This window comes from Paenibacillus sp. PvR098 (genome assembly GCF_017833255.1).
Taxonomy (GTDB): domain Bacteria; phylum Bacillota; class Bacilli; order Paenibacillales; family NBRC-103111; genus Paenibacillus_G.
This window is the reverse complement of the sequence record NZ_JAFIBU010000001.1, coordinates 1,363,910-1,386,876: the sequence shown is the minus strand read 5'-3', so window position 1 is coordinate 1,386,876 and position 22,967 is coordinate 1,363,910. Positions and strand designations below refer to the sequence as shown.

Annotated in this window: 27 protein-coding genes and 3 riboswitches; of the genes, 20 read left to right on the top strand and 7 right to left on the bottom strand. The window is 43.0% G+C overall.

Annotated features, from left to right (window positions below; genetic code table 11):
• Positions 1–229: 229 nt before the first annotated feature.
• The 3 genes from JOE45_RS06940 (at position 230) to JOE45_RS06930 (ending at position 2,012) form a co-directional block, all read left to right on the top strand.
• Entirely contained in the window at positions 230–439 is a 210-nt protein-coding gene (locus tag JOE45_RS06940) for a hypothetical protein (protein WP_210020891.1), read from the top strand.
• A gap of 70 nt (positions 440–509) precedes the next feature.
• Positions 510–1,052: a DUF3231 family protein gene (locus JOE45_RS06935; RefSeq protein WP_210020892.1), complete on the top strand. Its 543-nt coding sequence runs from the start codon at positions 510–512 to the stop codon at positions 1,050–1,052.
• Positions 1,053–1,639: 587 nt separating this feature from the next.
• A riboswitch (cyclic di-GMP riboswitch) is annotated at positions 1,640–1,723 on the bottom strand.
• A gap of 88 nt (positions 1,724–1,811) precedes the next feature.
• Entirely contained in the window at positions 1,812–2,012 is a 201-nt protein-coding gene (locus JOE45_RS06930) for a hypothetical protein (protein ID WP_210020893.1), read from the top strand.
• Positions 2,013–2,023: 11 nt separating this feature from the next.
• On the opposite strand, the gene sda is transcribed toward JOE45_RS06930, so the two are convergent.
• Positions 2,024–2,170 (bottom strand): sporulation histidine kinase inhibitor Sda, encoded by a 147-nt coding sequence (gene sda, locus JOE45_RS24135; RefSeq protein ID WP_461479550.1) that lies wholly within the window; start codon positions 2,168–2,170, stop codon positions 2,024–2,026.
• Positions 2,171–2,729: 559 nt separating this feature from the next.
• Between sda and JOE45_RS06920 the strand changes: the two genes are divergently transcribed.
• Positions 2,730–3,098, top strand: a complete 369-nt coding sequence (locus JOE45_RS06920; RefSeq protein WP_210020894.1) for a hypothetical protein — start codon at positions 2,730–2,732, stop codon at positions 3,096–3,098.
• Between the two features lie 122 nt (positions 3,099–3,220).
• Here the strand turns inward: JOE45_RS06920 and flgB are convergent, their stop codons facing one another.
• A complete protein-coding gene (flgB, locus tag JOE45_RS06915; protein WP_210020895.1) occupies positions 3,221–3,625 on the bottom strand; it encodes a flagellar basal body rod protein FlgB in 405 nt (134 codons plus the stop codon).
• Between the two features lie 69 nt (positions 3,626–3,694).
• A riboswitch (yybP-ykoY riboswitch) is annotated at positions 3,695–3,778 on the bottom strand.
• A gap of 712 nt (positions 3,779–4,490) precedes the next feature.
• Between flgB and JOE45_RS06910 the strand changes: the two genes are divergently transcribed.
• Together JOE45_RS06910 and JOE45_RS06905 are read left to right on the top strand one after the other, a co-directional pair.
• Entirely contained in the window at positions 4,491–5,312 is an 822-nt protein-coding gene (locus tag JOE45_RS06910; RefSeq protein WP_210020896.1) for a methyl-accepting chemotaxis protein, read from the top strand.
• A 351-nt stretch (positions 5,313–5,663) separates the two neighbouring features.
• On the top strand, positions 5,664–6,161 hold the full coding sequence (locus JOE45_RS06905) for an SRPBCC family protein (protein ID WP_210020897.1): 498 nt from the start codon (positions 5,664–5,666) through the stop codon (positions 6,159–6,161).
• A 188-nt stretch (positions 6,162–6,349) separates the two neighbouring features.
• Here the strand turns inward: JOE45_RS06905 and JOE45_RS06900 are convergent, their stop codons facing one another.
• The gene (locus JOE45_RS06900) at positions 6,350–6,499 is read right to left on the bottom strand and encodes a hypothetical protein (RefSeq protein ID WP_210020898.1); all 150 of its coding nucleotides are present in this window, start codon (positions 6,497–6,499) and stop codon (positions 6,350–6,352) included.
• Positions 6,500–6,659: 160 nt separating this feature from the next.
• Between JOE45_RS06900 and JOE45_RS06895 the strand changes: the two genes are divergently transcribed.
• From JOE45_RS06895 to JOE45_RS06885, 3 genes are all read left to right on the top strand, one after another.
• Positions 6,660–7,514, top strand: coding sequence for an HAD family hydrolase (locus JOE45_RS06895; RefSeq protein WP_210020899.1), 855 nt, complete (start codon positions 6,660–6,662; stop codon positions 7,512–7,514).
• Positions 7,515–7,816: 302 nt separating this feature from the next.
• Positions 7,817–8,344 (top strand): hypothetical protein, encoded by a 528-nt coding sequence (locus tag JOE45_RS06890; protein ID WP_210020900.1) that lies wholly within the window; start codon positions 7,817–7,819, stop codon positions 8,342–8,344.
• 264 nt (positions 8,345–8,608) lie between these two features.
• Entirely contained in the window at positions 8,609–9,424 is an 816-nt protein-coding gene (locus JOE45_RS06885) for a hypothetical protein (RefSeq protein ID WP_210020901.1), read from the top strand.
• Positions 9,425–9,505: 81 nt separating this feature from the next.
• Here JOE45_RS06885 and JOE45_RS06880 read toward each other — a convergent pair whose 3' ends face one another.
• The gene (locus JOE45_RS06880; protein WP_210020902.1) at positions 9,506–9,982 is read right to left on the bottom strand and encodes a hypothetical protein; all 477 of its coding nucleotides are present in this window, start codon (positions 9,980–9,982) and stop codon (positions 9,506–9,508) included.
• Positions 9,983–10,352: 370 nt separating this feature from the next.
• Between JOE45_RS06880 and JOE45_RS06875 the strand changes: the two genes are divergently transcribed.
• The 7 genes from JOE45_RS06875 to JOE45_RS06850 all read left to right on the top strand — a co-directional run bounded on the left by JOE45_RS06875 (position 10,353) and on the right by JOE45_RS06850 (position 15,304).
• The gene (locus tag JOE45_RS06875; RefSeq protein WP_210020903.1) at positions 10,353–10,679 is read left to right on the top strand and encodes an IS3 family transposase; all 327 of its coding nucleotides are present in this window, start codon (positions 10,353–10,355) and stop codon (positions 10,677–10,679) included.
• Positions 10,680–10,790: 111 nt separating this feature from the next.
• Positions 10,791–11,159, top strand: a complete 369-nt coding sequence (locus JOE45_RS06870) for a DDE-type integrase/transposase/recombinase (protein WP_280873957.1) — start codon at positions 10,791–10,793, stop codon at positions 11,157–11,159.
• Positions 11,160–11,235: 76 nt separating this feature from the next.
• The gene (locus JOE45_RS06865; protein ID WP_245246736.1) at positions 11,236–11,889 is read left to right on the top strand and encodes an HAD family hydrolase; all 654 of its coding nucleotides are present in this window, start codon (positions 11,236–11,238) and stop codon (positions 11,887–11,889) included.
• Between the two features lie 253 nt (positions 11,890–12,142).
• Positions 12,143–12,343 carry a YdeI/OmpD-associated family protein gene (locus JOE45_RS23465; protein ID WP_245246720.1) on the top strand — a complete coding sequence of 67 codons (201 nt, stop codon included), beginning with the start codon at positions 12,143–12,145 and terminating at the stop codon, positions 12,341–12,343.
• A 264-nt stretch (positions 12,344–12,607) separates the two neighbouring features.
• Entirely contained in the window at positions 12,608–12,730 is a 123-nt protein-coding gene (locus tag JOE45_RS23965) for a YdeI/OmpD-associated family protein (RefSeq protein ID WP_348632589.1), read from the top strand.
• A gap of 233 nt (positions 12,731–12,963) precedes the next feature.
• On the top strand, positions 12,964–13,614 hold the full coding sequence (locus JOE45_RS06855) for a GntR family transcriptional regulator (RefSeq protein ID WP_210020905.1): 651 nt from the start codon (positions 12,964–12,966) through the stop codon (positions 13,612–13,614).
• 16 nt (positions 13,615–13,630) lie between these two features.
• Positions 13,631–15,304, top strand: coding sequence for a thiamine pyrophosphate-dependent enzyme (locus tag JOE45_RS06850; RefSeq protein WP_210020906.1), 1,674 nt, complete (start codon positions 13,631–13,633; stop codon positions 15,302–15,304).
• 94 nt (positions 15,305–15,398) lie between these two features.
• On the opposite strand, the gene thiC is transcribed toward JOE45_RS06850, so the two are convergent.
• Positions 15,399–17,180 carry a phosphomethylpyrimidine synthase ThiC gene (gene thiC / locus JOE45_RS06845; protein ID WP_210020907.1) on the bottom strand — a complete coding sequence of 594 codons (1,782 nt, stop codon included), beginning with the start codon at positions 17,178–17,180 and terminating at the stop codon, positions 15,399–15,401.
• Positions 17,181–17,272: 92 nt separating this feature from the next.
• Positions 17,273–17,383: riboswitch (TPP riboswitch) on the bottom strand.
• Between the two features lie 262 nt (positions 17,384–17,645).
• Here thiC and JOE45_RS06840 point away from each other — a divergent pair.
• Positions 17,646–18,857: an MFS transporter gene (locus tag JOE45_RS06840; protein WP_210020908.1), complete on the top strand. Its 1,212-nt coding sequence runs from the start codon at positions 17,646–17,648 to the stop codon at positions 18,855–18,857.
• A gap of 57 nt (positions 18,858–18,914) precedes the next feature.
• Here the strand turns inward: JOE45_RS06840 and JOE45_RS06835 are convergent, their stop codons facing one another.
• Positions 18,915–19,016 carry a YjcZ family sporulation protein gene (locus JOE45_RS06835; RefSeq protein ID WP_210020909.1) on the bottom strand — a complete coding sequence of 34 codons (102 nt, stop codon included), beginning with the start codon at positions 19,014–19,016 and terminating at the stop codon, positions 18,915–18,917.
• 349 nt (positions 19,017–19,365) lie between these two features.
• Between JOE45_RS06835 and JOE45_RS06830 the strand changes: the two genes are divergently transcribed.
• The 3 genes from JOE45_RS06830 (at position 19,366) to JOE45_RS06820 (ending at position 22,312) form a co-directional block, all read left to right on the top strand.
• Complete coding sequence (locus JOE45_RS06830) at positions 19,366–20,529, top strand: FAD-dependent monooxygenase (RefSeq protein WP_210020910.1); 1,164 nt, start codon at positions 19,366–19,368, stop codon at positions 20,527–20,529.
• 53 nt (positions 20,530–20,582) lie between these two features.
• Entirely contained in the window at positions 20,583–20,837 is a 255-nt protein-coding gene (locus tag JOE45_RS06825; protein ID WP_210020911.1) for a DUF2164 domain-containing protein, read from the top strand.
• Positions 20,838–21,055: 218 nt separating this feature from the next.
• Positions 21,056–22,312, top strand: a complete 1,257-nt coding sequence (locus tag JOE45_RS06820; RefSeq protein ID WP_210020912.1) for an aspartate kinase — start codon at positions 21,056–21,058, stop codon at positions 22,310–22,312.
• Position 22,313: 1 nt separating this feature from the next.
• Here the strand turns inward: JOE45_RS06820 and JOE45_RS06815 are convergent, their stop codons facing one another.
• Entirely contained in the window at positions 22,314–22,778 is a 465-nt protein-coding gene (locus tag JOE45_RS06815; RefSeq protein WP_210020913.1) for a DUF441 domain-containing protein, read from the bottom strand.
• Between the last annotated feature and the right edge of the window lie 189 nt (positions 22,779–22,967).

The following is a 22,967-nucleotide window of genomic DNA, read 5'->3' as shown; positions in this document are numbered from 1 at the left end:
CGGTTCCCGCAGACTGTACCGTAATTCAATTCGATTTAGGTTTGACCGCTGCTGGTACTCTTAAGGTCGGACAACTTACACTGAAGAATTTGACGAGTATTGGTTTTTAAAGTAACGAGAGTTCGTATATTGAAGAACGTATACGGTCGTATACAAATTTAAAAGAATAGTTGAATAAGCATCCCGATTGTCTGAAAATGGGTATAAATACCAATTGGAGATGATCGGGATGCCTGAAACTTTTCGCCGCCGAAGAATAGCGGAATTCGTTCAACGATTGATTTGGAGAAAACATGCTCTTGTTGAACAAATGGAGCTGCCGGAGCTTGCCGACATGAAGCAGATCACAACGGGGCAGATTCAAGCGCTGGATAGGGTGATAAGGGAAATGATTCAGGAGTTTGGATTCAGGAAGAGGATCTTAAATAGAAATCTCTAGTTCTTAGCATAATTAAATGGCACTTGGAAAACATAACCTCAATACCCAACTTATCACGGAGGTTATTTAAATGAATTTTTTCGAGATAATTAAAGACACATTTAAACCGTTTCTGGATGGTGAAAAACCACCCCTTCATGTGGGGGAGGTTATGAATCTGTGGTTTTATTTAACTGGCACAGAACAAACTCTGAGAGTTGACCAAGTGTCATACAATGTTGTTCAAGACCCTGAACTTAAGGGAAAATTAGAGGACATCATTAATAATATCCACAAACCTATGATCAATGAGCTAACCGAATTTCTAAAAAAAGAAGGCATTTCTCTTCCTAAGAGCAGTCCAGAAAAACCAATTGGTGACTACAGAACCATTCCTGAGGGAGCGAAAATGTCGGATGAAGAAATAGCAAACTTGTTGGCCTATAATTTAGTTATAGGAATTACGTCTGCTGTCCGTGGTTTAACAGAATCAGTACGAGCGGATGTAGGCATGATGTTTGCAAAAAATCAAATGATGAAAGTGACTTATTCATTAACGTTAAAAGACCTTATGGTTAAACGCGGCTGGATTAAAGTGCCACCTTATTATTTTCCGGGAGGCAACCAAACTTAATTGAACATGGTTATGAAGCGTATTCGAAAGCACACAAGCGAATAGAATACGCTATTTTTATACTCGAAACGAGTAGTATACAGCGGCATACAAACCATGAAACGCTGGACAATTGGCTTTTCGAAGTTCAATAGTTGAACAATGAGTAGGGAGTGTTTTTGTTGGCTAGTAACGAAACATTTCAAACTATGTATTCGATTCAATTAGAACTTTATTAAACACCCTGTATGTCAGGGGCAACGCCCTATAGAATATACATTGATTTTCACACCATTTTTCATGATCCAAGCAAAAATCTGTTGTAACAGCGAGGATTTTAGTATGTCTCAATACTCTATTGTAGCTAAGCCAAGCATTTAACGATGAAACGTTAAATATCCAGTCTATGTTGATAATCAATACATCAAATTTTTTTTCTTGTACTTTCTTATAAACCTCATTACGTTCTTCAACTTCATAACAATCTATAATGTTCGACTGTTTGCAATAATGAGTGAATACAATCCGCGCTAATTCATCATGGTGAGCGATAAGTGCGTTCATAGTTGACCTCACGGCCCTTCATAATCTATTTGGCTTTGAATAACGGGTGCAACCCAGCCGCCTTAGACAATCTCCTTAGGCCTGAAGCTTTGCGTCCTTACTTTTCAATAAGTTTGCCAGTGAGAGGAAGACTTTTTCAGTTTAATATTACTATGAAAATTGCATTCTTACACTCTAACATATGTACGGGTATAAATGCCAAATGGAGCTAATCGGATGCCAGAGACTTTTCGGAGCGGAAGAATAGCGGAATTCGTTCAACGATTGATTTGGAGAAAGCATGCTCTTGTTGAGCAGATGGAGCTTCCGGAGCTTGCCGACATGAAGCAGATCACACAGGGGCAGGTTCAAGCGCTTGACATGGTGATAAGGGAAATGATTCAGGAGTTTGAGATTCAGGAAGAGGACCTTAAATAGGCCCTCTTTTTTTATTCGAGTTTTAAATTTCTTTTTTTAATTTCACTTAACAACTGACTTAAAAAGCCAACATCAAGCGCCAAATTCATTGCTTGTAAATAAGTTGCTATTAGGTCTTCATTACTTAATCTACCTAGTCCATCTACGGAATAAGAAATATTAATCCCTTCCTTCTGTTAAATGTTAAGGCTAATTAACCAATTTCGAAAAAGTTGAATCATAAAATTAAAGTATAAAGTAATGTGTACAGCGGCATACAAACCGCGACACGTAGGATAATTGGTCTAACAAATGTTCGATAGCGCAAGAGTGTATACGCCCGTATACCGATAGTTTAAAATGGTTTACGGGGGTGATCGGAATGCCGGAAGACTTTTCGCCGTGGTCGGATTGCGGAGTATATCCAGCGCTTGATCTGAAAAAAGCATGTGCTCACGCAGCAGTTAGATATGCCGGAGCTGGCCGAGATGAAGTCGATTACGCAGGGGCAGATTCAAGCGCTGGACATGGTTATACGGGAAATGATTCAGGAGTTTGAGATTCAGAAAGAGGATTTAAGGTAATGGTTAGAAAAAGAAATCTTCATATTGGTTTATTTTACCTGTATGATATTAAAAAGTTATTCCTAATAGGTGTCCTCGTATTAATTATTTCATTATTAGTCGTGCATAAATCTCAAAGTTTGTATCCTATTGGAACTAAACTATCAGAAAAAAATTGGAGCGAATAGGTAAACAAGAGGTAATATTATCCTATAGTGGAATGACAAAGGATATAATTGAGGTTTTTATTCAAAATAAAAGTAAGGCTGAATTTAGAAGGCCACTGGAAGTCGAGCATGCAATATGGATTTGGTTATACTTAAGGCAGCGTGAATTACCTTACCCAGTGGCTGGTGTTAGAGTATATATTGACGAAAGATGGACGATTGACAAGGAATTACCTGCTCTTATCTTTAAGGAACAATTTGATAAATTGTATGATGAATATGGTGTAAATAATCAGTTAAACAAAGATGAAATCATCAGAAAAATGGCGTTAGCTTGGATTGGTGAACAAAAATACGAAAGAAGAGATTTAGATTGATGCATCGTCATAATAAGCTAATAGGAACCAAATTTTAAGCATTCATCCAAGTGTTTTTTATTTTGCTAAAGAAGTTCGATAGTGGGTCAGGAAGCTGCGTATTTATATTGCAGATGGTATTCTCAGCGAAGTTCCTGCATAAGTTTTTTCATTTTAGAGTAATGCCCGCTTACACGATCAACTGTAACATTATAAAGAAGCTGATTTTTAGCCAGTTCGGACATCTCGAAATCGATATCAACATTATTATTGTTATTGTTCATAACGGTTTGCCCCATTTCAACTATTCGGAACGGAACTGAGGGAGCACCCGGACCCCCCAAATGTTTTTCATGAGTCTGTTTCATCGCCAATCTTTTGCTGTTTTCCCCATCCAACTTGCGTTGGAACTCTTCATGAAAAACAACGGATTTGGACTTATAGTGAGGAGTATCCATATTAGCAATATTGTTTGCAATAACCTTGTTCCGTGTGCTGAGTATGTCCAGCAGCGATTCATTAAGCCTTGATGTTTTGGATTCGATCACGAAAATTTCTCTCCTCATCACACAAAATAAAAAGAGACCTTTACCCTCTTGCTGGGTAAAGGTCTCGCTAACAACAACGTTGCCAACAAAGCCGGAGACTTTTGATCTCGTAATGACGACTTTGTTTATCAGCTACTCCCCTTTAACAGGTGTATGTAGTTAAGTTAAGTTATCATTTAATAGTATTAAATAATTTTTTCCCTGTCAACAGCATATATTGTGATCTAAGCCAGTCTCTCTGATGTGCTTGTGAGGAGAGTTCATATCTTGAGTATTGTATACGGGTCGTATACAAATTTAAAAGAATAGTTGAATAAGCGCCCCGATTGTCTGAAAATGGGTATAAATACCAATTGGAGATGATCGGGATGCCTGAAAATTTTCTCCGTAGAAGTAAAGAAATTCAGATCTTTGTTTACTGTATCTCAATAATTAGTGTATCTTTTTGGCCAGGTTTTTATCGAATTTTAACATCGGGTGTTTTGTACCACCTTTTTACGTGGAAAATATATGAATTACTAAAGATTAGAAACACATTAGCTCATATTATGACTGCTTTTGCCTTTATAAAGAAACCTTGGATAACAAACAAAAACCGATATATACAGCGGAATACAAACAGCGACACGCACGACAATTGGTTTTACGAAGTTCTTATGCGCAATAAAAGTGATATTGTTAATTTCGCCCCTCAATTTAAGGAATATGGTAAAATAGTAGCTTACGATGAATGCGATGCCAGCAATAAGATGCATCGAATGATCGGGGTCGACTAAGTATCCAGTGTGTTGATCTTGTCCTCCACCTTCTTGTACTTCGTATTGATAAACCACAATCAATCATACCTAATTGGAGTGTTCACATCATGATTAACAAAATCGATTCGTTAGACAGTGTCGTTGCTATGGTACCCATCCTTAAAGCCGCGGTTCCTGCTGATCTTTCCATAGCTATTTGTGATTTAGAAAAGTTCATTGCCTACTTTCCAGGTGAAACAATAAATTTAAACATCAATATAGGTCAGGCTTTAAACCCAGAGGAACCTCTTACACATGCGCTACGCGACAATAAACCGTCTAAAGCTGAGGTTCCAGCTGATTTCTATGGATTTGAGTTTACCGGAACGGCAACACCTGTTCACGATAAAGATGGCAGAGTCATTGGAGGAATTGCAGTACAATTGCGTAGGCAAACTGAGTTAAGAAATATTGCCGATCAAATTTCTGAATCATTATCACAGGCCAATCAACGAATTGTGAATGTCGTGGAAGGATCAAATTTATTAGCTGAGTTCACCCAAAAACTTCTTATTTCATCCCAGCGGGCTGGAGAGGGTGTTAAGAACACCGACGAAGTGCTGTCTATTATTAAAAAGGTTGCTGACCAAACGAATTTGTTAGGATTAAACGCAGCTATCGAGGCCGCTCATGTTGGAGATAAAGGTAGAGGGTTCGAAGTTGTGGCTAAGGAAATTCGAAAGTTATCTCAAGAAACAGTAACCTCGGCGCAAACGACGCGTGAAACCTTGGCCCATATCCAAGAAGTTACTAAACAAATCGGAACTTCAATTGAGCAAATAGCAGCTATTGGTCAAGAGCAAGCGGCATCTACTCAACAAATTTCAGCTTTTATTAAACAGATTGAAGAGATGTCTAATAAACTTAAACAGTTTGCAAAAAAACTTTAAGGTCCTTGTTGGCGGTTTGGTGGTGTTCTCCCCTATTTATTCAAGAGAAATTCGATATCCCTTTTGTATTAGGTTATTCCCAACCGATACGCCGTCTTCTCTTGATTCGCATGTTACAAATCGTTTAGACGCCCGCTTAAAAATCGGATAAAGCTCGGTGGATTGTTGTTTTTTGGACATCGGTAGTGTTTAAATTCAGCTAACGAAGTTCGATAGTTAGCAGGCTTCGGACAGAGGTTTGTGGAACTAATGGGGCAGGATAGTGATACAAATAGTAAAATGAGGAATTAATGTTAGGCATTTGACGAATACTGTAAAAATAAATTGCGAATGAAGTAAAGGATGATGGAAATGGTTAATACATCTACCACAACACTAACGATGAAACGTTCTTTTGATGTCACTGCTGTTAAAGTATTTGACGCTTGGCTGAATCCAGAAATGATGAGAAAATGGTTTTTTACGATGGAAACAACGAATAAAGTGGCAAAGAACGAGCCTTACGTCGGTGGGACATGGGAAATTGTCGACCATCGAGAAGGTAAAGATTACAGGGCAGTTGGTGAGTACATTGAAATTGACCCACCAAGTAAATTAGTTTTCACATTTAAAATGCCTCAATTTAGTGATACAGAGGATAGGATTACAGTAGAAATTAAATCTTTTGAAAAGGGCTGTGAGATGACCTTTACACAAGTTATTTTGGTTCCTCATGAAGAAGGTTGGACTGAAGAAGACATTGAAAAAGCTCTTGGTGAATATAATAGTCAAACCGAACAAGGTTGGAGTTATATGTTTGAAGGGTTAAAACAATTAGTTGAAACGGGTAAAATTAATTACCCATCATAAATGTTAATTACAATTCAATCACTTGCGGCTACTTTCGCTCGTGTTTTTGTTTATTTCGTTGTCCAAACAAATTATGTAATAGAAGAGGAAGGGATTGTTTATCTAACGGGAAACAAGAGCTTAATAACCCAACCTCGAGGCTGCCGCGGAATTGATTGGCAGCTTTACTGCGTTAAGGGCAGTAATCCTCAATATCGGAAATAATAGTAGAGTAACGGTTTGGCAGGATTGCGCTTCAGACTGACGATAGCCCGAGAGCAGAGCAAACTGATCACTAGAAACAGCACGATTACAGCTACGGTAAAGCCGGGCGTCGACCACATCAAGCTCGTTACCATTTGTTCCCCCAACTACATAACGGCTACTCCTTCTTTTGGTTATTGATAAACAGACAGACAGCATAGCGTAATAGATGTTTCCATGGTAAAGTATGGATATATAACCGGGGTCAACGTTATAAGAAATTGGCACATAATCTGAAAGGAAGGAAGCAAAGTCATGGATGTATTATATGTTTCAGATCTAGACGGTACGTTACTGAATGATAACCAGACGCTAAATGTAGAAACAATAGAAACACTTAATCATTTAATTGAACATGGAATGCATTTTACAATAGCTACAGCTCGTTCTATAGAATCTACTAAAGAAATTATTAAAGAGTTAAACGTGAATTTACCCATCGTATTAATGAATGGAGTATTTATATATGACTCCCATAATGAACGCTACATTAAAACCAATTACTTATCCAATCAGCTTGGTACCCAAATTATTCAAACTTATTTGCAGTCCGGCCTAAATCCTATAGTTTACACAATTGATCATGATGGAAATTCTCGAATATATTATAAAGGTACCTTTAACAATAGTGAAGCCAACTACATAGGCAACAGATTAAGTAAAGGTGATACCCGATTTAAACTGGTTAACAATTATGATGAATGTATGAATGAACACATTATTACAATCAATGCGATAGATACTTTCAATAAATTGGAATACGCGTATAAACAATTTATGAATGAACCGGAATGCAATTGTCACTTTGGACCAGATATTTATTCTCCTGGATATCATTGGCTTGAAATAGCAGATCAACGCGCTACTAAGAAAGAAGCGGTATTATTTTTAAAGAGTAAATATAACTTCAAAAAATTAGTTTGTTTTGGAGATAACTTAAATGATTTATCCATGTTTGAAGCAGCTGACGAGAAATATGCAGTAAGTAATGCACATGAAATTCTAAGGAATAAAGCAGATAAGATCATTGACAGTAATAATAGCAATGGAGTCTCAACATTTTTAAGTTCCATCTATGATCGTAGCTCAATAGGTCCGAATGAAATATAACATGGATATAAATTAAATTGATTACTAGCGACTCAAGGACAGATTTCAGAAAGCGCTGACATCCGTTGAACCCTTTTTATATATCAGGCCATTCGGCTCTCGGTCCGCAAGTGCGTTTTCGGAAACCGACGAGAGCATTATAAGATAAGAACATAGAACAAAGGATTCTATACATCAGTTTTTAAATAAACTTGATGTTTTTATTATTTTAAAGGCCTGGCTGCGAGGTTAAGTCTTCAACTCAGTTGTTACGCTACTTTAGCCTCTTATGTTTAAGAAGACTAAAACGAGGTGTTGGGACAATGAAGATTCATGAACTATCATTTTTGTCTTTACGAATATTAGCCGTGTATTTGTTTTATTTAGGATTAACCGAATTGGTAAAAGTTTATTATTTTGGCATTCCCAGTTGGTTAGGTATTGATGTATTTGAATTTGAATTTGATGCAAGCCGATTGATTTTGTTATACACCATTCCAGCTGGTTTTTTATTAAGCATCGGCATCATACTTTGGGCGTCAGCAAATAAACTATCATACATTATATTAGCTCGTAGAAAACAAGAAGAGCAAACCCTTGAATTCAAGTACACTTATGTAATGATAATTTCTATCGTTGGATTAGTCATTGTTGTATTTTCGACGGTGAATTTAATTAAAGGTGTTCCTAATTTGTGGACTAATCATTTGTACGTTACAAGTCCAATATTCAAAGAGAATGTATACATTGTAATTGCTGAATCTATTAAATTGATTGCCGGATTATGTCTCTTTTTAAGGGCGGATGTATTCTGGAGGGTAATTGCAAATATTCAAGAAAGAAATCGGTAAAATTGTAGGGGGCAGTGGTATGGAGAACGTTAACACAGCCGCTATATAGCTATGAGATTTACGAAAGAGAACATAAGATTGCGCAAGAGTACTGGGAAGGTTTTGTGTAAGGCACAATCTGAATTATAGACGCGTTTGGAATGAGAAGAGAGAATTGGTTGAGGATCAATATATTACAGAAAATCATGCATTGATGATGTATCAACCATTTTAGAATTAGGAAACATATTCCTTCTATTTAATTTGTGCAAAGAATAAAAGCAGGTGAACCCTCTGATCAGTCTAACCATTATTAAAATCGTCATATCTGTTGTTATCGTATTTGTACTGGCGGAAATCTCCAAAAGGGTCAATCCTCAAATCGCAGGGATGATCTCGGGGATTCCGTTAGGCACGGGTCTTTCGATTTATTTTATTACTATGGAACAAGGAATGGATTTTACGTTAAGCGGGATACCATGGGGGATTGCCGGGCTAGCAGCTGCCCTTATCTTTTGTTTAGTATATCTACTTATTTCTAGGACCCTCACTTTCAATTCAAAATTAATAGAAATTTTAATTTCGTCAGCGGCGGGAATCATTGCATTTGTAATGATCGGATCCTTGATCTTTTTAATGGATATCGATGTGGCATTGGCCTCTTCGATATTTATACTCGTTTTCATTATAAATCTTATCCTAATGAACAAGCTGATAGGAAAACAAGAAAAAAGTACAGGATCCAAAAGCAAAGGTATACATTATTTCATCAGAGGAATTACAGTCGGAATGATTTTAGTATTAATCACCGGCATGGCTTCTTTGGTTGGCAGCAAATGGGCAAATATATTAAGCTCGTTTCCTTCAACGCTTTTCCCGCTAATCGTAGTACTGCATTATGAGGATGATCATCGACTATTTCCTTATGTCATTTATGGGTTTTCGTATAGCATAGCTACGCTATTTGTTTTTTACATTGCTTATGCATACTTAATTCCAATATACGGTCTTAATATGGGGTATTTTATCATTTATGTCATTTGTGCAGCGTTTCTATATTTGTTTCAAAAATTACGAGTGGGTTTTGGGTTGATTCGATGAGAACTACTCATCAATTTAACCACCTTAGGGCAAAAAATGCCCACCGACCATAATGGCCAGTGAGCGTATGGGCTGCTCTTGTTACACGGATACGAGAGCTTGATGATGGATTTTTACAAAGTGAATTTGCAATGAGCCGAAAAATATTTTTCCTTGGTTGTAGTGAAGCTCACATTTGTAACCATACGCACGGATTGCGGATTGCAGCGCTTTATAGCCTGGCAGCCCGTGTACTAAAGACGTAATCCGCTCCGTAACATGGGTTGGTAGTTCCGAAAACATAGTGGCATGAATTCCATCAGATACCGATATAAAATGGGGAAACTCGGTTTTGTTAAAATAGGATAGCGTAGCACGGTCCTCGGCAATCTCCAATATTTCTTTGTTTATACGGTTTAGGTTGATCGTGATATTTTTGAAAAAGTAGATTCCAAAGCCGATTTTATTGGTTATTGGATTCAAGCGTTTTTTCCATGTCAGCACTTTTGCTGCTAGATGAATCTCCGCTAGATCTGTCCATGTACTCCATTGGAATAACGATGTAAGTAATTTTTTCATGATGGTATTGCTCCTTCGGGTGATTGATTTATGGCTTCCTCACCATTAGGGGTATGAGGTGAAACGTGTAAAGAAGAGCGCCCACCGAACCATGAGTGTCAGTAAGCGATAATCATCTTTATGCCTATGCGTTTACTGAAAGGGATTCGGAGCAGAAACACTAGATATGACGGTAGGAACCATAAAGTTCAATAAATTGAAATTTATATTGCGATCATAGGTGAAATTTTGATAATACTTACCATTGAGATCTCAAGGAAGAGATCGCGATTTTAAAAAAGGCCATGCACATCTTCAGCAAAGAAAGGAACTAAGGTTCCAATTCATCGAGGATCATCGCTCCGAGTTTCGATTGGAGAAGATGTGCGGCGTGTTAAAGGTATCCAGGAGCGGCTATTACAAATGGCGAGCATCCGAGGCTTCTGAGCAGTGTAAGCGTAAAGAGCTGCTGACAGAGTGCATCAAGCGGCACTTTCATGATTCAGATGAAATCTATGGAAGCCCGAGAATACACAACGAACTTGTGAAGGAAGGCTGGATCGTATCGGAACGTACGGTCGGCCTCATTATGCGTGAACAAGGGCTGCACTCCTGTATGGCGCGTAAGTTCAGAGTCATGACAACAGACTCGAACCACGATATGCCCATTGCCCCGAATGTCCTTCAGCAAGATTTTGCAAGCAACGAAGCCGAATGAAAAGTGGGTAGCCGATATTACCTACCTTCCATGTGCCAAGGGAAGCATTACCTCGCCAGCATCTTGGACCTGTACACGAAACAAATCGTTGGATGAAAACTAAGCGAACGAATGACAACGGACCTCGTCATGGGTGCATTGAAACAGGCATATACCGAAAAGCTGCCTGGAAAAGGCTTGATTCACCATTCTGACCGCGGTTCCCAGTATGCCTCCAAGGAGTACCGTAAGCAGCTGGAAAGCTACGGTATGAAGCCCAGCATGAGTCGTAAAGGCAACTGTTATGCTAATGCCTGTATCGAGGCTTTTCATAGTATCTTGAAGCGTGAGTTCATCTACAGCAAACCAAAATCCAAGACCAAGCAAGAAGCACAGCAGAAACTATATTTCGAGTTCTTTTACAACCGGAAAAGATCGAATAGTATAATTGGTTACATGTCACCCGTACGCTTTGAGAAGTACTACGAAAGAGCAGCTTAGCTAACCGGTGTCCACTTTCTTGACAGAAGAGCAATGATTGGCTATTATCTGCGTGCGAGAAACTCGGAGGGAATTTATGGCAAGCATGAACAAAACTAAAGGGATTATTTTTGATATGGATAATACATTGCTGCAATCCAAAATTGATTTTGCGGCAATGAAACTTGATGTTTATGATTTTCTTGGAAGGTTTAAACTGCTGCCTCATGATTTTCCCGTCCAGGAGCATACTACGTCAACTATGATAGAATGCGCCAAGAAATCAGGAATGACTTCTGAAACCTATGAAGCGGCTATGAAGATTACAGAAAAGCATGAACTCAAAGGGATGGAAGGCGCAGGGCTTGAACCGGGAGTTATGGATCTGATTGAATCACTACATACGAAATATATACTAGTTATAGTTACGAATAATTCACGTACGGCTGCTCTAAAAGCTCTAGAGAAAACCGAAGTCAGGAAGTATTTTGATTTCATCATAGGGAGAGAACAAATGACTTCACTGAAGCCCTCTCCTTCCGGATATCTGGTAGCTAAGAGTCAATTTAAGCATATATTATCCGATGAATGGATTGCCATTGGGGATTCATGGATTGATGGTAGAGCATCGATCGACGCAGGAATACCCTTCATATGCTATAAAACAAGCTGCGAAGAGATGTTGAATAAAGGAGTAAACCCCATCGGCCGAGTAAACAACATCATAGAAATGTTAGATTTTATAAGATGAGCAAACTCGTGTTATTTACTAGAATAGGGTATTCCTGTCTTCCAACCACGAATATTAATTGTTCCATCGACTGGTATACACGTATCGGCAGCTTAAAGAGCATGGCATTGAAGTGGACGAGTTAATGACTCTTCGTAAGTCGGTAGGGCTAACGGCGTCGGTCGGATTCCAAGTCGGTGTCAGAAGAAACCTGTCGGAATTAAAAGTGCAAGCTAACAGAACTTGCAGATGTAATAAATCAAAGTGAAGAACCTTGGAACCGATCTTCTTCGCTGTACCTTCTGAATTTCGCAAATGGGAGGAAGAGCATCATGATCAAACTCAAGAATTATGGGTTGGATTTTATAAAAAAAATGCAAACATGCCCAGTATCAGTTGGCCAGAAGCGGTGAAAGATGCGATTTGTTATGGTTGGATTGATGGTATACGTAAAAGCATGGATGACATCAGCTAGAAGATTCGGTTCACACCACGTAACCCACGCAGTATTTGGAGCGCAGTAAACATCAAGTATGCCAATGATCTTATTCATCGAGGGTTGATGAGGCCGGCAGGTCTCAAAGCATTCGAGGAACGAAAGGAAGACAAATCAGCGATATATTCTTATGAGCAAAAGAATGGCATACAGCTCGATGATGTTTATGAGCAGCAATTTCGTGCGAACCCTCATGCATGGGAATTCTTTCAAGCCCAAGCAGCTTGGTACTAGAGGGCTGCTATTTGGTGGGTCATTAATGCGAAGAAAGAAGAGACCAGGCTTAAGCGTCTCAACACACTTATCGAAGACTCAAACCATGGGCGAACCCTACCCCAGCTGACCCGTCGGACCAAGTCAGAGTGATCTGCAAGCAGCGGATTAGCATAGAATTTGAACCTAAGGCTAAGCGCCGACATCGGGACCTGCTGAGTATTAATAGAATCGTTTGATAAAGGCCCACGTACAATCGTGGGTTTTTATGTTATTAAATACTCTATTGACACTGCATAATATTGGGATTATTATGAAAATAACTTAGATATATCAGTTGAATATTATGAATACATCTATAATTTGATCGTATAAAGGGTGATGTAATGAAACAAGGAAAAACCAATTTGGCTTACGAGATCATTAAGGAAAAAATATTAAGCGGTGAATTGAAAACGCTCTCTGATATCTCGGAGGATAGGCTGCAATCGGAGCTGAACATCAGCCGCACTCCGATTAGAGAAGCATTGCAAAAATTGGAGCAGGAGAAGCTTGTTTATATTTATCCCCGCAAAGGCATCATCGTTTCTGGCATTACCGTAGAATTACTCAATGAAGTGTATGAAATGCGGGAATTGATCGAACCCTTCGTAGCTAAGAATGTGTGCCACAAGCTTTCGGAGGAATGGCTGATAGCAATGAAACACAGCTTAACGGAACCGCCTGAAGGGATGACACCGGATGAACGAAAAGCCTATTATATTGATCTAGATAAACAGCTGCATCATCAAATCATCTATTCGTATCCTAATACCTTTATCCACAATATTATGGGCAATATCTATGACCATAATCATAGAATTTTTGTTCTCACCTCATCCGTTAATGAGAAGCATAACGTCTCGATCCCCGAGCATGTAGCCATTATTGAAGCTTTTCTGGAGAGAGATCCGGATAAGGTCGAATTGAGAATGAGAGAACATATTACTTCATCCAGAAGAAATGCCATTGAATACTTGATCAAGAAATATCAATAAAGAGGAGAGTAGAGACATGACACAGATGACCGCTGCAAAAGCAATCGTAGAAGTTCTATTGAGAGAGGGCGTTGAGAAGGCGTTTTGTGTGCCCGGAGAGAGCTATTTGAGCGTCTTAAACGCCTTGTATGAAACACCGCAGATAGAACTGATTTCCGGTCGCCATGAAGGAGGCGTTTCCTTCATGGCTGAAGGTTATGCAAAAGCCAGCGGTAAGGTAGGGGTTTGTTTCGCCACCCGAGGGCCGGGAGCAACCAATCTGTCCATCGGATTGCATACCGCTCATCAAGATTCCACACCTATGGTTGCTTTTATCGGACAGGTAGAAAGATCATTCCGGGGCCGGGAAGGCTTTCAAGAGATCGATATGGCGGAATATTTCAGTCATCTGGTCAAATGGACGGTGGAACTGAATGATGCGCATCGAGTCACAGAGATAGTCCACAGGGCTTTTCATCTCGCCAAATCCGGCAGACCGGGTCCTGTTCTTATTTCTTTGCCTCAGGATGTTTTGGATGAAGTAGCGGAAATGGAGTTCCAGGAAACGGAGATTTTATCCAACCCGCGTCCGGATCACCAAGCCGTGGTCAGAGCCAAAGAAATTTTGCAGCAAGCAAAGCGTCCGGTGATTATCGCCGGGGGCGGGGTAACAGGTACCAAGTCTGCCAGAGAACTGGTGGAATTAGCAGATAAACTGCAAGCACCTGTAGCTACGGCGTTTCGCCGATTCGATGCGTTTCCTAACCAACATCCATATTACATCGGACAATTGGGAGTAGGTGCTGCACCGTATTTGGTGGAGTGCGTAAGGGAAGCGGATGTTGTTCTTGCCTTGGGGACTCGGTTCTCGCAAATTACAACACAGAACTATACGCTGTTGGCTTCCAATACCAAGCTGATTCATGTCGATATTTCACCGGATGAATTGAACAAAGTATACCGCCCGGCACTTGGGATTGTAGCTGACTCGAGAAACTTTATGCTCGATTTGCTTGCCGAGTTGGGTGAATCAAGTCAAAGCGAATCGCGTGAAGCTTATATACAGGGACAACGCAAGAAATATGAACAATATTCCGAGGTTCGCGCTACTTCCGGTCAAGATTATGTGAATTTGGAAGCGGTCATGGGCGATCTGATGGCCCACCTTCCTTCTAACACCATATTTACATCGGATGCAGGTAATTTCTATGGATGGATGGCCAAGCATTACCGCTTCCAGGAAGAAGGGACTTTTGTGGGACCGACCTCCGGCGCGATGGGATACGCCCTGCCGGCAGCCATTGGTGCGAAGGTTGCCCAACCGGAGAAAACGGTAGTGGCGTATGCCGGAGACGGCGGGTTTATGATGACAATGCAAGAGCTGGAGACGGCTGTGCGTAATCGAATTCCTGTCTTGGCGATTGTCGCGAATAATAACATGTACGGAACGATCCGAATGCATCAAGAGAAGCATTTTCCTGAACGTGTCATTGCAACGGAATTATCAAATCCGAATTTCACAGAGATCATGGTCAGTATGGGCGGACATGGGGAGCTAGTAGAGAAGAACGAAGATTTTGTACCTGCACTGCAGCGGGCGTTGGCTTCACTTAAACCGGCGTTGATCGAGGTGCGAATCGACCCGCAGCAAGTATCCGTAGCCAAGACGATCGAAGAAATGAGAGCAGCGCAGACTGTAAAACAAAAATAAATCATCTTATGGAGGAAAGATCAACGTTTATTTCGTTGGTCTTTTCTTATGGAAAAAAGAAGGAGCCGTTAGGCAACAGCTCCTCATTGCTTTATTACTTATAAATGACACTGCCGGCTTCTTTGAATTCTTTGGATTTTTCATCCAAGCCTTTCTCAATGGCTTGCTGATCCTCGAGTCCTTGCTGTTTGGCATATTCGCGAATGTCCTGTGTAATTCTCATGCTGCAAAACTTAGGGCCGCACATCGAGCAGAAATGAGCTGTTTTGGCACCCTCTGCAGGCAGTGTCTCGTCATGATATTCCATCGCTCTTTCCGGGTCCAGAGATAAGTGGAACTGATCTCTCCAACGGAATTCAAAACGTGCTTTGGATAAGGCGTTGTCTCTTTCTTGAGCTCCGGGATGCCCTTTGGCTAAGTCTGCTGCATGAGCTGCGATTTTATACGCGATAACCCCGTCGCGAACATCATTCTTGTTTGGAAGACCCAGATGCTCTTTTGGCGTGACATAACAGAGCATCGCTGTTCCGAACCAACCAATCATGGCAGCGCCGATGGCTGAAGTAATATGGTCATACCCAGGGGCAATGTCTGTGGTAAGAGGTCCCAAGGTGTAGAACGGAGCCTCCTGACATACTTCAACCTGACGATCGACATTTTCTTTAATCAAATGCATGGGAACGTGCCCAGGTCCTTCAATCATGACCTGCACATCATGTTTCCATGCGATTTGCGTTAGTTCGCCAAGCGTATCCAATTCCGCAAACTGAGCTTCATCGTTGGCATCCGCTATGGACCCCGGACGCAAACCATCCCCAAGGGAAAACGCAACATCATAGGATTTCATGATTTCACAAATCTCTTCAAAATGGGTATAAAGGAAATTTTCCTGATGATGCGCCAGACACCATGCAGCCATGATGGAACCGCCACGAGAAACGATACCTGTGACCCGCTTCGCCGTGAGAGGAACATAGCGTAAAAGTACGCCAGCATGAATCGTAAAGTAATCTACGCCTTGTTCGGCTTGTTCTATGAGCGTATCGCGGTAAATCTCCCAGCTCAGCTCCTCCGCTTTTCCTCCGACTTTCTCCAAGGCTTGATAAAGGGGAACCGTCCCGATCGGTACAGGAGAATTGCGGATGATCCACTCACGGGTCGTATGAATATTTTTGCCGGTGGACAGGTCCATGATGTTATCTGCGCCCCAGCGTGTAGCCCATCTCATTTTTTCTACTTCTTCTTCGATTGATGAAGCGACAGCCGAGTTTCCGATATTGGCGTTGATTTTGACTAAAAATTTAGTGCCAATTATCATGGGTTCGCTTTCCGGATGATTGATGTTTGACGGAATAATCGCCCGACCGCGAGCGACTTCACTGCGTACAAATTCAGGAGAAACATTCTCGCGAATAGCGATATATTCCATCTCTGGAGTGATGATCCCTTTCTTGGCATAATGCATTTGTGTTACATTGGATCCGCTTTTAGCGCGTAACGGCTTACGATACAATCCTGGGAATATTTCTTCCTGACTTACGGAGTCTTCTTTTATGTAACCGTTGTCTTCGGGCTTGATCGCTCTTCCTGTATATTCTTCAACATCGTTGCGCTCCAATATCCAATTGCGGCGGTTCAACGGAAGGCCAGCACGAATATCGGTGTGGACATCGCTGTCCGTGTATGGACCGCTGCAATCATATACCCGTACTGGAGGGTTCTCTTGCTCGTTGTCGCCTTGGACTGTCGGGGTTAAACCAATTTCGCGCATAGGAACCTTGATATCCTCACGTGAACCCTGCACATACACTTTCTTGCTCCCCGGAAAAGCCGAAACATTAGGGGTTACTACATTTTCTTTGATTTCGCTTGCCATTTCAATTCCTCCTCAGAATGAATGTGATCAAGCGGAGAAAACCTTGATGCAAACAAAAAAGACCGCAACGTGAAAGAAGCGGTCTTTGTATACACAAAGGCTAAGACATTTCCTCCGCTGGCATTACCCAGATCAGGTATTACGGTCGATAGCATTCGGCTACCCTCTCAGCCTGGCTATACCAAGCTCCCGTGTTTATTCAACTGTCATACCAATAATAACCATAGAAAATTGAAAAATCAACCTATTTTTTAGAAAGTGTGATGACGGTGTCCGCCATGTGCTCGTCGGCGATCCCATGAAGTTGAAGATCTACGGCGACAAAGTGGATGGCTATGGAGGAACTTACTTTAAAGTGCATAATTAATAAATAAATTATTTCTTTAGAACTTTATGGAAATCAGATATGATGAATAATGAACGTGTGCATAACAAATGAAATTGACGAACTAGGAGAGAACAAGGATGAATGCGAGACCCGAAACAGAAACACGAAATTATAGAATACCGCTGTTTTGTATGGTCACCTTGTTGTTCTGGTTTTCGATGTATACTTGCGTGCCGATATTGACCGCCTATGTTGAATATTTAGGCGCTTCTTATAAAATGGCGGGACTGATCGTCGGCATGTACGGATTGAGTCAGATGCTGCTGCGGATACCGGTAGGCGTAGTATCGGACCGTTATCATAAGCGAAAATTGTTTATTGTATTCGGGTTGTTTTTTTCGGTATTATCCGGAGTCGGGATTCTAGTAACACAGCAGCTGACATGGATTCTCTTGCTTAGGGCTGCAGCAGGAGCGGCAGCGGCGACTTGGGTAGACTTTACGGTCTTGTTTGCCAGCTACTATCGTAAGGAGGAAACAACGCAAGCGATCGGAACGATCTCTTTTTACAATTCACTTGGTCAAATGTTCGGAATTCTGTGCGGCGGGTGGTTCGCCGATATGTATGGTTGGGAATCGTCTTTTCTGATCGGTGCAGCTGTAGGGGTTTTGGGACTCACGGGTGCGTTTTTTCTGGTGGAAACCCCTAGGAAGAATACGCAGGAAATGACCTTCAAAGGCGTGCTTGAGGTGGGGAGCGATAAGATGCTGCTGACCGTCTCTTTTCTGGCCATCCTCTTTCAAGTGCTGACCTTCGCTACCGTGTTCGGGTTTACCCCCGTGTATGCTCAATCTCTCGGCGCAACCAGGCTGGATATGGGTTTGCTTACGTTTTTTTCTACGTTTCCTATGGCGATCGCGTCATTGGTAGGGGGTCGATATGCAGCCCGTAAATTAGGTGAAAAGAATATCATTGTCACCGGTTTTGTATTAACCGGAGTGTTTACTATTCTTATTCCATTCTCCCATTCCTTGTGGATGCTGATGATCACGCAATGTCTCGCAGGGTTTGGCCGAGGCTTTACTTCACCGGTGTTGATGGCGCTGAGCATCAAGCATATGGACGTTGGGAAAAGAGCAACGGCCATGGGTTTTTACCAGGCTATTTATGGTTTGGGCATGTTTGCAGGTCCCTTATTTATGGGAATCGCCGGCGATTGGCTGACGTTAAAGCAAGGCTTTATCATTATAGGCGCCTTGGGATGTGTCGCGGCATGGCTGTCCCATACGATGCTAAAGCAGCGGGGGATGCCATTACGGGAATCCCGTTCGGCGGATCATACGTTCTAATAACGGCAACCATACGCCCGAGCGGTTGGCCCGAGCGAAGGTTGCGAAAAAACTACATTAGATAACCAAAGCAGTGGAAACAATAACCAGAAGAATGAAGAGCACAAGGATCACGCCGGTAGAAGTAAAGCCATGACCAAATCCTCTGACGAAGCTCATAGATGACAACCTCCTTCCGTGTTAGCTTCTGCATTTTATGAACAGCAGGGGTGTTGGGATTGGGCATTCTCCAAAATATGTGTTTGTTCCGGGTAAACCTGTCGTTTCCAATGGCATGGATTTTCAATATGATGCGGTGTGGGAATCGCCGATGACCCAAAGGATCCCACCCGCAGAAGGAATAGACGGCTGCGTATATGCGTCGTCTATTGGCCGTTGGTGCGTTCAACGCTGTAGGGGGACGATGGTATTCGCAGCCTTTTTATCTGTTCCATAATTAGGTATATTTAGATACAAAACTCAACATTGATGGAGAGCAGTCAGGACAAAAGGTGGGAGGAGGCAGGGCATGTTTAACGGTAGCAAGGCGATCATTATTGGTGGGGGCATCGGAGGGCTGGCCGCGGCCATAGCTTTGCAGGACTCCGGCTGGAGCGTCTCCGTATTCGAGAAGACAGCGGAGCTGCAGGTGATCGGAGCGGGTATTGTGCTGGCGGCCAATGCGATGAAGGTGCTGGAGAAGCTTGGAGTGGCTGATCAGGTGCGTGAACAGGGTTGTCCGGTAGGAAAAGGAGAAATCCGTACGTGGAACGGTAAGCTACTAGTGGATTTGCCGGTTCGGGAGCAAGCGCAGCGGTTCGGTTCTGCCAGCTACCTCATTCACCGTGCTGCGCTCCAGTCTATTTTGTACGATCAGCTGAAACCGGGAACTGTTCATTGGGGTAAGCAATGGGCTGAGTGGCGGCAGCATGAGGAGAGGGTTGTGGCGGTTTTTGCCGATGCATATGAGGAGGCAGGGGATATTCTGATCGGCGCAGACGGAATTCATTCCTCCGTCAGGCAACGGTTGTTTGGGCCGACTCCTCTTCGCTATGCCGGGTTTACGGCGCTTCGAGGTATAGCCGTCTTCGATAACGAACGCTATACGCGTGAAGACGGCGGGGGCTTCGAAGCGTGGGGACCCGGTAAACGGTTCGGGTTCTCCCAACTGGGCGGAGACAGGGTTTTCTGGTTCGCCGCCGTCAATGCTCCTCAAGGCTCGCTGCTGCCACCAGGGAAGCGGAAGCAGGCTGCACTTCGTCATTTTCGAGGATGGTACGAGCCGATTGAGGCGGTGATTGAGGCTACGGAGGAGTCTGCTATTCTATCGCATGATATTTTCGATCGTGTACCGCTTCGCCGATGGAGTCAAGGCCCTGTTACTTTACTGGGAGATGCGGCACATCCCATGCTCCCGAACCTGGGTCAAGGCGGAGCCCAGGCTCTGGAGGATGCGCTGATGCTCGCGCGTTGCGTCAGCGAACGCCCGTCTCAGCTCCCCGAAGCGTTACTCTTGTATGAGCAAAGAAGGATTCAAAGAACCAGTCTTATTGTAAGCAGGTCGCGAAGGATGGGTCGGCTGATGCAGCTGGAGCATACGCTTGCCGTCACGGCTCGCAACGCTGTTCTGCGGACCATTCCGCCCCGTGTGCAGATGAACCGGATGGCGTGGCTGATCGGGCACGAGGTATAATGGGCTTGTGGGCTCTGAGCACGCTCCAATCCGGATGAAAGGAGTAAATAAGGATGCTTCGATTAAAGATTCCCAAAGAGCAAAAAGAGCAGATGGTATGGCGCATTCAGCAATATTTTGAGGAAGAAAGAGCCGAATCGATTGGGAATTTGGAGGCTGAGCAGCTGATTGAGTTTATGATCGGCCTGATGGGTCCTCAGGTATACAATGAAGCGATAGGGGATGCAAGACGAATGATATTGGAGAAAATGTCGGCTCTGGAGGATGAGCTGTACTCCCTGGAGAAGCCGATGGGTAGAAGCAAGTAGCGGGGAGTCTGATGAACCTTTGGGAGTACCTTCACAGGCTGCGTGCTGTTTTACATGTTTGTATTAAATCCGGCTCTCAGTAAATGGAAGCTGCGTAAAAAACGACAATAAACGCTGATTCATCTGAAGCTTCCCCATTTTTCTATTTCAAGAGACATCGAGCTTATGGTATAATATTTTATTAGTTATGCAAAAGTTTGTGTAGGGAGTGAGCAGTTTTGTCTCTGATAGTTATGAAATTCGGCGGAAGCTCCGTAGGTAATGCGGAGCGGATGAAACGTGTGGCCGCCCGCGTAGTGGAGAGACAGCGCGAGGGCCATCGGTGTGTGGTTGTCGTATCGGCGATGGGTGATACCACGGATGATCTGATTGACCTATCCAAGCAAATTTGCACAGGAACCCCTCCTGCGCGAGAGATGGATATGCTGCTGACGACTGGAGAGCAAGTCTCCGTTGCTCTGTTGTCTATGGCGATACATAGTCTGGAAGGCTCGGCTGTTTCCTTCACGGGATGGCAGGCGGGTATGTACACCGAAGCGCTTCACGGCAAAGCTCGGATTACCGATATTCAGCCGCAGCGTGTGCTTAACGCGCTTGATGAAGGCAAGGTTGTCATCGTTGCAGGCTTCCAGGGGATGAGCGAAGCTGGGGAGATTACGACGCTTGGACGCGGTGGATCGGATACGACTGCGGTTGCACTGGCGGCAGCGATTCAAGCGGATGTGTGCGAAATTTTCACTGACGTAGACGGCGTTTATTCGACGGATCCGCGTATCGTGAAGTGCGCGCGGAAGCTGAACGAAATCTCTTATGATGAAATGCTGGAGCTTGCCAATCTCGGCGCGGCAGTTCTTCATCCGAGAGCGGTAGAGTACGCGAAGAATTATAATGTAAGGCTGGTCGTGAGATCCAGCTTTAACCATAACGAAGGTACGAATGTGAAGGAGGAAGCAGCGATGGAACAAGGCATCGTGGTACGAGGCATTGCATACGATAAAAATGTGGCGAGAATCAGCATTTTGGGTGTAGAAGAGAAACCGGGGCAGCTGGCCCAAGTGTTCACGGCTTTGGCGAAAGAACAGATCGACGTGGACATCATTGTGCAAAGCGGTGTTCTGAGCGGACTCGCCGATTTCTCCTTCACTGTATCGTCCTCCGACGTGGACAAAGCGCTGCAGGTTATCGAAGGCATCCGCACTTTGGTCGGTTTCCGCGAAGTAACTTCTGAAACAAATCTGGTGAAGGTATCCATCGTCGGAGCAGGCATGGTCAGCACACCAGGGGTTGCCGCCAAAATGTTCGAGGTGATCTCGGAGCTTGGAATCAGCATTTTACTGGTCAGCACGTCCGAAATCAAGACATCCTGCGTCATCGAAAACGGCCGTTTGAACGAAGTGGTGCAAGCCCTTCACACCGCATATGGCCTCGATACGGATCAAACCGTATTTGTAGGCGGACCGTCGGATAGAAGATAAACTATCGGATTTTATCGAAAACGAACGTAAATACTTTAAGCAAAAAGGCGGTAATGCCTGCGGCCATTAATGGACCGACCGGTATGCCCTTCAGAAAAATAATACCGAAGATCGAACCAATCACAAGACCCACAATCATTTGTGGGTCTATTTTTAATAGCTCCAGTCCCTTGCCGTTCATGTATGTGGCGATCGCCCCGCCCAGTAAGGCCAGAATTCCGGGCCATGTGGTAAACATGGAAGTCACATCTTTGATGGAAATTTTCTCGCTGGCAAAAGGCACCAAGACCCCCATCGTCAAAAAGAGCAGTCCGAGCTCTAGCCCCCTGCGTTCGATAGTGGGCAGATACCGATCCAGGCTGATCAGCTTGACGATTAAGAGCACGCAGGCGGCTGTCGTGATAATATGGGAGCGGCCGATCAGCCCGATAATAATCAGCGCAACGAGCAATATATCTCCGTTCATGGCTAAGCCCCTTGTCCATTTGGTTTCTCTCTATATGTATGAAGGGACAAGCGAATTAGAACGTATTGTCCCTAGTTTCTCAGACTATAAGTAAAAGTGTAATACGGTATTTCATGTGGTGGTCCGCCATACGCGGAACGGCGGCTTCCCGCCGCCGTTATAAGCCACCTTTTCTTTACTTCGCTTCAT

Bases quoted from the DNA above. Each gene is read 5' to 3' on its own strand.
- JOE45_RS06940 (WP_210020891.1), top strand. From the start codon at position 230: ATGCCTGAAACTTTTCGCCGCCGAAGAATAGCGGAATTCGTTCAACGA.
- JOE45_RS06935 (WP_210020892.1), top strand. From the start codon at position 510: ATGAATTTTTTCGAGATAATTAAAGACACATTTAAACCGTTTCTGGAT.
- JOE45_RS06930 (WP_210020893.1), top strand. From the start codon at position 1,812: ATGCCAGAGACTTTTCGGAGCGGAAGAATAGCGGAATTCGTTCAACGA.
- JOE45_RS06910 (WP_210020896.1), top strand. From the start codon at position 4,491: ATGATTAACAAAATCGATTCGTTAGACAGTGTCGTTGCTATGGTACCC.
- JOE45_RS06905 (WP_210020897.1), top strand. From the start codon at position 5,664: ATGGTTAATACATCTACCACAACACTAACGATGAAACGTTCTTTTGAT.
- JOE45_RS06900 (WP_210020898.1), bottom strand. From the start codon at position 6,499: ATGGTAACGAGCTTGATGTGGTCGACGCCCGGCTTTACCGTAGCTGTA.
- JOE45_RS06895 (WP_210020899.1), top strand. From the start codon at position 6,660: ATGGATGTATTATATGTTTCAGATCTAGACGGTACGTTACTGAATGAT.
- JOE45_RS06890 (WP_210020900.1), top strand. From the start codon at position 7,817: ATGAAGATTCATGAACTATCATTTTTGTCTTTACGAATATTAGCCGTG.
- JOE45_RS06880 (WP_210020902.1), bottom strand. From the start codon at position 9,982: ATGAAAAAATTACTTACATCGTTATTCCAATGGAGTACATGGACAGAT.
- JOE45_RS06870 (WP_280873957.1), top strand. From the start codon at position 10,791: ATGACAACGGACCTCGTCATGGGTGCATTGAAACAGGCATATACCGAA.
- JOE45_RS06865 (WP_245246736.1), top strand. From the start codon at position 11,236: ATGGCAAGCATGAACAAAACTAAAGGGATTATTTTTGATATGGATAAT.
- JOE45_RS06855 (WP_210020905.1), top strand. From the start codon at position 12,964: ATGAAACAAGGAAAAACCAATTTGGCTTACGAGATCATTAAGGAAAAA.
- JOE45_RS06850 (WP_210020906.1), top strand. From the start codon at position 13,631: ATGACACAGATGACCGCTGCAAAAGCAATCGTAGAAGTTCTATTGAGA.
- thiC (WP_210020907.1), bottom strand. From the start codon at position 17,180: ATGGCAAGCGAAATCAAAGAAAATGTAGTAACCCCTAATGTTTCGGCT.
- JOE45_RS06840 (WP_210020908.1), top strand. From the start codon at position 17,646: ATGAATGCGAGACCCGAAACAGAAACACGAAATTATAGAATACCGCTG.
- JOE45_RS06835 (WP_210020909.1), bottom strand. From the start codon at position 19,016: ATGAGCTTCGTCAGAGGATTTGGTCATGGCTTTACTTCTACCGGCGTG.
- JOE45_RS06830 (WP_210020910.1), top strand. From the start codon at position 19,366: ATGTTTAACGGTAGCAAGGCGATCATTATTGGTGGGGGCATCGGAGGG.
- JOE45_RS06825 (WP_210020911.1), top strand. From the start codon at position 20,583: ATGCTTCGATTAAAGATTCCCAAAGAGCAAAAAGAGCAGATGGTATGG.
- JOE45_RS06815 (WP_210020913.1), bottom strand. From the start codon at position 22,778: ATGAACGGAGATATATTGCTCGTTGCGCTGATTATTATCGGGCTGATC.